This window comes from Streptomyces sp. NPDC048461 (genome assembly GCF_055587105.1).
Genome location: NZ_JBVJGW010000045.1, coordinates 21,153 through 28,218 on the forward strand (window position 1 = coordinate 21,153; position 7,066 = coordinate 28,218).

Consider the following 7,066-nt stretch of genomic DNA (forward strand, 5'->3'; position numbering starts at 1 on the left):
TGACGAATGGGACATAGCGGCCACAGGAGGCGGCGCGGTGAAGCATGTGGGACGGCGGGGATTCAGGATGGCCGCGGTTGCGGCGGTGGCGCTGGCGGCTCTGGCGGGCCTCACCGCGGGGTGTGCGCCGCAGAGCGAGCCGAAGGCCCTGGGCCCCTCCGCCGCCACCGGCAGCGGCAGCGCAGCGCCCACGGGCTCGGGTGAGCCCACCGGCACGGCAGTGGCCCGGCAACCGCTTCCGGCCGATGTCGAGCGGCAGCTGCGGGAGGCGGTCGACGCCGCCTGGCGGACGAACAAGGTGCCCGGGGTGCGCGCGAACGTGCACGTACCGGGCAAGGGCGAGTGGGGCCATTCCGTCGGTGCGGCCGACCTCGAGACGAAGCAGCCGATCGGCCTCGACGACAAGGTACGCATCGCCAGCATCACCAAGACGTTCACCGGCACGGCCGTGCTCCAGCTCGTGCGCGCCGGCAAGATGCGCCTCGACGACACCCTGGACACCTACGTCAGCTGGCCGAACGGCGGCGACATCACCATCCGCCAGCTGCTGAACATGACCGCCGGCATCTACAGCTACACCGACGATCCGGCCTGGCTGAAGCGGTACACCGAGCACCCGGACGCTCCGTTCCGCACACAGGACGCCCTCGACATCGCGCGCCGCCACGCGCCGTACTTCGCGCCGGGCAAGGGGATCCGGTACTCGGACACGAACTACGTCCTGCTCGGCGACATCGTGGAGAAGGTCGGCGGGAAGTCGTTGGCCGAGTGGATGCGGGCCGACATCGCGCGGCCCCTGGGCCTGACCGCCACGAGCTACCCGACGGATTCCGACATCCTGAAGCCCTTCGCTTCGGGGTACACGGCGGGTCCGGACGGCGCCATGACCGACACCACCCGTTCCAACCCCTCCTACGCGGCGGGCGCGGGGGCCATGCTCTCGAACCTCGTGGACCTGCGGGTCTGGGCCCGCGAGGTCGCGACCGGCGCGAAGCTGCTCACCCCCGAACTCCAGCGGCAACGGCTGCAGTTCGTGCCGATCGCCACGACGCCGGTGAAGGTGTCCTACGGCCTGGGCGTCGGGTCGTTCGACGGGTGGATCGGGCACAACGGGACGATCCTCGGCTACAACACGGCGATGTTCTACGAGCCCGGGAGCGGCGCCACCGTGATCGTGGAGATGAACCGGTCGTTCGCGACGCTCGACGAGGACCACGCCACCGAGCTCTTCCTGCAGATCGCGAAGATCATCACGCCGGGAACCTGAATCCCGGGACGTGAATCCCCGGACGCGCATCCCCGGACGTGGATCCCCGGGGCCGTGGGGATCGGGCGCCGCGGACCAGGCAGGGCCGGACGGGCCACGGCCCGCCCGCGGGCGGCCGTGTCGCCCTCGTCGGCGGTCCGGCCCCTGCCATCGTGGGCCCCCGCGCTCCGTCTTCCCCGGGAGGTACCTCCGTGTCCCCACGCCCGTACGGCCACGACCGCCGGATCCGCCCGTCGCTGCGCCTGGTCGCGGCGACCGCCGTGTGCGGCGCGGTACTCGGCGGCCTCGCCCAGCCCGCCCTGGCCGGAGAGGACCGCGATCCGCCTCCCGGTGCGCCCTCCCTGCGGCAGGAGCTGCGGGACCTGGTGGCCTCCCCGGGCGGTCCTCCCGGTGTCATCGCCGTCCTGCAGGACCGCGACCGTACGGAGGTCTACCGGGCGGGCGTGGCCGACGTGGAGAGCGGCCGGCCACCGAGGGCGGGCGACCACATGCGGATCGCCAGCGTCGCCAAGGCGTTCAGCGGGGCGGTGGCGCTCCGGCTCGTCGACCGCGGCCGGCTGCGTCTGGACTCCACCATCGGGGAGGTGCTGCCGGGCCAGCCGGCCGCCTGGCACCGGGTGACGCTGCGACAACTCCTCAACCACACCAGCGGACTGCCCGACTACTCGGGCTCCCAGGGCTTCGTCGACATCATCTCCGCCGATCCGCGCCACCGGTTCGACTCCCGGCGGCTGCTGGGCTTCGTGGCCGACGAGGGCCTCGTCTTCCGCCCCGGAAGCCGCTACGAGTACTCCAACTCCGACAACATCGCCGTCGCGCTCATGGCCGAGGCGGTCACGGGACGCCGGTACGAGGGACTGCTGCGCGAGCTCGTCTACGAGCCGCTCGGCATGGAGCGGACGAGCCTGCCCCAGGGGTACCGGCTGCCCGATCCCTTCCTGCACGGCTACCAGGTCGCCCCGCCGGCCGAACCCGTGGACGTCAGCGAGGCGGTGAGCGCCTCGGGAGCCTGGGCCGCCGGCGGCATCGTCTCGACGCCCAAGGACCTGACCAAGTTCATCCGCGGCTACGCGGGCGGCGCGCTGGTCTCCAACCGGACCCGCGAGCAGCAGTTCAGGTTCATCCCCGGCGCGCTCTCGCAGCCGCCCGGCCCCGGCCGCACCGACGCGGGACTGGCCATCTACCGCTACACGACGCGCTGCGGGGTGGTGTACGGGCACACGGGCAACACCCCCGGATACACGCAGCTGGTGGCGGCCACCGCGGACGGCAGCCGCTCGCTGACCTTCTCGATCACCACGCAGACCTCCCTCACCAACTCCCCCGAACTCCTCGCGCGCGTCCGCGCGGTCCAGGAGGACTTCGTGTGCGCCCTGCTGCGCTCGTGACCCCGGAACCCGTGCGGGTCCGGCGGGTTCACCCGATGGCGTGAATGCCGGGGCTCCGCGATCCGGTGGCCCCGCAGGGCCCCGCCGGAGCTCCGGCCTTCCGGGCAGGGCGAGTTGACGCGTGGCGGGGTATGCCGGAGTCAGCTGCCCCGCCCGCCGGCGCCTGCCATGATGGGCGGGCGGAGGGGACCGCCCCTCCGCGGCAGCGAGGGAGGGCAGGGTGTCGGAACCCCAGAGCGCCAAGGGCCCCAAGGTCCCGCCGAACTACCCCCCGAAGACCCCGCCGCCGCCGAAGCGGCCGGTCGAGGCCCCGCGGCCGAGCGGGGAGGCGGAGGCGGACCCCTCGGCGCCCGCCCGCCCGCACGACGGCCGGACGGCGACCCGGGACCGGGTACGGATGACCGTGCGCAACCGTCGCGCGGCCAGCTGGACCCTCACGGCGGACCGCTGGGCCGCGGGCAAGGCGGCGTGCCGGATCATCGGGGCGGTGCGCGCCTGGGGCTACGAGCACCCGGGGGACGAGTCGATCGGGCAGTCCGTGGAGCTGCTGGTCGGCGCCGCGGTCGCGGACGGCGGCAAGCGGGTCAGCGTGCACGCGGCCGACCAGGACGACATGATCCTCATCGTCGTGCTCAGCCACCGCGCCGGACCCGTCCCGGAGGACGACGCGTTCCTGACCCGGATCGCCGCCGTCAGCGGGACGGCGAGCTGCGGCAGCGACGCAGCCGAGGACGGCCGCCGGGTCTGGACCCTGCTGGACACCCGACCGCGCAGGTCCCCCGGCGCCGCCCCCGCCGGACGGGACCCGCAGGACTGAGGCGGCCGCGCGGCCCCGCGCACCTCATCCCTCTCCCGCGGACGGACCGTCCAGGCCGGTGTCCCGCAGGATGCGGCTCACGGTGTCGGCGAGGGCGCTGTCCGCGCCGATGACCGCCTCGCCCCCGCCGGGCAGCAGATCGAGCGGCCGGTACCAGTCGCGCAGCGCGGCTTCGCCGACGTCGTCCGCGATCGGCTTGGTGGCGTGCCGCGCCAGCGTCTCCTCGAACGCCACGTCCAGGTAGTAGGCGTGGGTCGGACCCCGGTGGTCGGCGCGCAGCCGGGCGAGCATCTCGCCGTAGTGGTCCGCGTAGAGGATCCCTTCGACGACCACGTGGTAGCCGGCGTCCAGGGCGTAGCGGGCGACGGCGTCGATCAGTCCGATGTTCACGCCGCCCGGCCGGTCGCGCTCGCGCAGGACGTTCCGGCGGAGGTTGTCCTGCCCGACCAGGGCCAGCCCGCGGCCGAACCCCTCGCGGAGGCCGGCCGCGACCGAGGACTTCCCCGAGGCGCTGTTTCCGCGCAGTACGACGAGCCGGGTATCCGGCGTTCCCACCATCACCCGCCCCACCGTAGCGGCGGCCGCGGGCCCGCAGGGCCCGGACGGCGGGGACGGTGCGTCCCGGGAGAGGTCACCACCGCGCCATCACGCGCCGCGACGCCGCCGCTACGGAGGACGGACCCCGCACGGCCCACCGCTCTCCGCCTGGGAGCATGCGCCGAAGGCGGCGTAATCTGGTCGAACCGGCACGGAACACACGCACGGAACGCGCCGTACGCGACGGTGCCGCGCCCACACCGCGAGCGATCCAGGAGGCGGCGCGTGACCGATCCGTTCGGCTTCCTCAGGATCCCCCGCGAGCCGGTGCCGGCCCGTCCCGTCGCGGAGCGGCTCGGCGACTGGCACGAGGTGTACGCGGGCCAGGCGCTGCTCCCGTTCGTCTCCCGGCAGGCCGACCGCTGCATGGACTGCGGCATCCCGTTCTGCCACACCGGCTGCCCGCTGGGAAACCTCATACCGGAGTGGAACGCGTACGCGGCCAGGGGCGACTGGCGGGCCGCGTACGAGCGGCTGCACGCGACGAACAACTTCCCCGAGTTCACCGGGCGGCTCTGCCCGGCGCCCTGCGAGGACGCCTGCGTGCTCGCGATCAACGGGGACGCGGTGACCATCAAGAACGTCGAGCAGGCGATCGTGGACGAGGGCAGGCGCCGCGGGTACGCCGCGCCGCGCCCGCCCGAACGGCACAGCGGGAAGACCGTCGCCGTCATAGGTTCCGGACCGGCCGGACTGGCCGCCGCGCAGCAGCTGACGCGGGCCGGACACGCCGTGGTCGTGCACGAGCGGGCCGACCGGATCGGTGGCCTGCTGCGGTACGGCATCCCCGAGTTCAAGATGGAGAAGGCGCAGCTGGACCGGCGGATCGAGCAGATGCGGGCGGAGGGCACGGCGTTCCTGACGGGTGCGGACGTCGGGGGCTCGACGGGCGCGGCCGAGCTGCGGGGCCGGTGCGACGCCGTCGTGGTGGCGGTCGGGGCCGGCGAGCCGCGGGAGCTGCCGGTTCCGGGCCGGGCGCTGCGCGGGATCCACCAGGCGATGGACTACCTGACGCTCGCCAACCGGGTGCGGGAGGGCGACCACGCCCGGTCGCCGGTGACGGCCGAGGGCCGGCACGTGGTGATCGTCGGCGGCGGCGACACCGGTTCCGACTGCCTCGGCACGGCCCTGCGGCAGGGCGCGCTGTCCGTGGTCCAGCTCGACATCAACCCGGAACCGGGACCCGGCCGGGCCGACGGCGAGCCCTGGCCCGTGTATCCGAAGGTGTACCGGGTCTCCCACGCCCACGAGGAGGCGCGCGGGCGCGAGGGGTGCGACCCCCGGGCGTTCTCCTGCGCGACCCTGCACTTCGAGGGGGACGCTTCGGGCCGGGTGCGGGCCATGCACCTGACCGCCGTGGAACCTGCGGCGCGCAAGCCGCTGGCCGGCACCGACCGGGTGATCCCGGCCGGGCTGGTCCTGCTGGCGCTGGGGTTCTCCGGCCCGGAGCGCGGCGGCGGGCTGGCCGAGCAGCTGGGGCTGGAGCGCGACGAGCGCGGCAACTTCGCCCGCGACGCCGCGTTCGCGGCCGGCGGCGGGCGGGCTCCCGGCGTGTTCGTCGCGGGGGACGCCGGACGGGGCCAGTCCCTGGTCGTGTGGGCGATCGCCGAGGGCCGCGCGGCGGCCGCCGCGGTGGACCGGTACCTGACGGGTTCGACCTGTCTCCCGGCCCCCGTCGCCGCCCACGACCACCCCATGACGGCGCTGGGCCGCATGCGCTACGGCGAACACTAGCCAGTCCGGGACGGGGGGACGGGGCCGCGCGGAACCCGTGAGGCGGTCCCGCGGGAAACACGCGAATCGCCGCCGTGTGCAGAACGCTCCAGACCGGGTAGACGCAGCCCATGATCACCTCCATGACTCTCGCGGCCGACAGTTCGACGTCCCTCTTCCTCATCGTGGCCGGTGTCGTAGTGGCCGCCCTCCTCATCGGCGCGTTCTGGTACGGCAGCCGGCGCGCCGCCAAGCTCAAGGACCCCGGTGCGCGACCGGCGGATCAGAGCCCCCAGGCACAGGCCCGTCAGGACTCGTGGCAGACCCCCGACGAGGACCCGGACTCGACCCGCCCGCGCCCCTGACGCGGTAGTCCCGCTCCGCGTCACCGCCTCGACCCGCACCGGCCGGTTTCCGTGCACGAACGATGCGAGGTGACGCGGATTCCCGGCGGCGCGAGCCTGGTGCGGACCAGGGGCGGGCCGCCGGTGCGAGGAGCAGGGCCATGGACGTAAGGGACACACCGCTGTCGGGCGCCCGCGTGCTGGTGGTCGGCGCGACCGGGGTCCTGGGCGGCCTGGCTGCCCGGGAGCTCGCCGACAGGGGAGCCGTCCTCGCGCTCGCAGGCCGCGCACCGCGGGAGCTCGCCGAGCGCGGGGCCGGGCTCGGCGGGCGACCGGTCCGCCGGATCGACGCGTACGACCTCGACGGCTGCGCCGCCCTGGCACCGTGGGCCCGCGCCGAACTGGGCGGGCTCGACGGCGTCCTCGTCACGGTCGGGGTGGCGGCCTTCGGCCGGGCCGAGGAGACGGCAGACTCCGTCGCGGAGCACCTGTGCGCGGTGAACTTCCTGTGCCCGGCGGCCGTACTGCGCGGAGCGTCGTCCCAAGTGACCGGGGGCGGCTTCCTGGCGGCGGTCACCGGGGCCGTCGTGGACGCGCCGATGCAGGGCATGGCCGACTACGCGGCCGCCAAGGCCGCGCTGGGCTGCTGGCTCGGGGTCCTGGCCCGCGAGGCGCGCAGCCGGCGCCTGCGCGTCCTCGACTTCCGTCCTCCCCACCTCGACACCGGCTTCGCCGACCGGCCGGCAGCGGGCCGGGCACCGTCACTGCCCCCGGGCGCGGACCCCCACGAGGCGGTCCGCGCCATGATCGACCGCCTGTAGCCGGTGTCGACGGCCGAGCGTGAACCTACGCGTACGGGCTGTCGGCGCCCGCCGCCGCCGGCCGGGGTGCGCGCGCCGGGCAGCAGCCCACCGCGCACAAGTCGTGGCTCGCTCCCAGC

At 74.7% G+C, this 7,066-nt stretch carries 7 protein-coding genes; 6 read left to right on the plus strand and 1 reads right to left on the minus strand.

The window, feature by feature from the left end; all coding sequences use genetic code 11:
- Window positions 1-67 precede the first annotated feature (67 nt).
- The 3 genes from ACZ6S8_RS37680 (at window position 68) to ACZ6S8_RS37690 (ending at window position 3,472) form a co-directional block, all read left to right on the plus strand.
- Window positions 68-1,267 (plus strand): serine hydrolase domain-containing protein, encoded by a 1,200-nt coding sequence (locus ACZ6S8_RS37680; RefSeq protein WP_469462661.1) that lies wholly within the window; start codon window positions 68-70, stop codon window positions 1,265-1,267.
- Between the two features lie 191 nt (window positions 1,268-1,458).
- Window positions 1,459-2,655 (plus strand): serine hydrolase domain-containing protein, encoded by a 1,197-nt coding sequence (locus ACZ6S8_RS37685; RefSeq protein ID WP_469462662.1) that lies wholly within the window; start codon window positions 1,459-1,461, stop codon window positions 2,653-2,655.
- Window positions 2,656-2,875: 220 nt separating this feature from the next.
- Entirely contained in the window at window positions 2,876-3,472 is a 597-nt protein-coding gene (locus ACZ6S8_RS37690) for a hypothetical protein (RefSeq protein ID WP_469462664.1), read from the plus strand.
- Window positions 3,473-3,496: 24 nt separating this feature from the next.
- On the opposite strand, the gene ACZ6S8_RS37695 is transcribed toward ACZ6S8_RS37690, so the two are convergent.
- Window positions 3,497-4,030 (minus strand): AAA family ATPase, encoded by a 534-nt coding sequence (locus tag ACZ6S8_RS37695; RefSeq protein WP_469462668.1) that lies wholly within the window; start codon window positions 4,028-4,030, stop codon window positions 3,497-3,499.
- A gap of 264 nt (window positions 4,031-4,294) precedes the next feature.
- On the opposite strand from ACZ6S8_RS37695, the gene ACZ6S8_RS37700 reads away from it, so the two are divergent.
- The 3 genes from ACZ6S8_RS37700 (at window position 4,295) to ACZ6S8_RS37710 (ending at window position 6,947) form a co-directional block, all read left to right on the plus strand.
- Window positions 4,295-5,803: a glutamate synthase subunit beta gene (locus tag ACZ6S8_RS37700; RefSeq protein WP_469462665.1), complete on the plus strand. Its 1,509-nt coding sequence runs from the start codon at window positions 4,295-4,297 to the stop codon at window positions 5,801-5,803.
- Window positions 5,804-5,925: 122 nt separating this feature from the next.
- On the plus strand, window positions 5,926-6,147 hold the full coding sequence (locus ACZ6S8_RS37705) for a DUF6479 family protein (protein WP_469462666.1): 222 nt from the start codon (window positions 5,926-5,928) through the stop codon (window positions 6,145-6,147).
- A 140-nt stretch (window positions 6,148-6,287) separates the two neighbouring features.
- Window positions 6,288-6,947, plus strand: a complete 660-nt coding sequence (locus ACZ6S8_RS37710) for an SDR family NAD(P)-dependent oxidoreductase (RefSeq protein WP_469462667.1) — start codon at window positions 6,288-6,290, stop codon at window positions 6,945-6,947.
- Window positions 6,948-7,066 lie beyond the last annotated feature (119 nt).

Bases quoted from the DNA above. Each gene is read 5' to 3' on its own strand.
- ACZ6S8_RS37680 (WP_469462661.1), top strand. From the start codon at position 68: ATGGCCGCGGTTGCGGCGGTGGCGCTGGCGGCTCTGGCGGGCCTCACC.
- ACZ6S8_RS37695 (WP_469462668.1), bottom strand. From the start codon at position 4,030: ATGGTGGGAACGCCGGATACCCGGCTCGTCGTACTGCGCGGAAACAGC.
- ACZ6S8_RS37705 (WP_469462666.1), top strand. From the start codon at position 5,926: ATGACTCTCGCGGCCGACAGTTCGACGTCCCTCTTCCTCATCGTGGCC.
- ACZ6S8_RS37710 (WP_469462667.1), top strand. From the start codon at position 6,288: ATGGACGTAAGGGACACACCGCTGTCGGGCGCCCGCGTGCTGGTGGTC.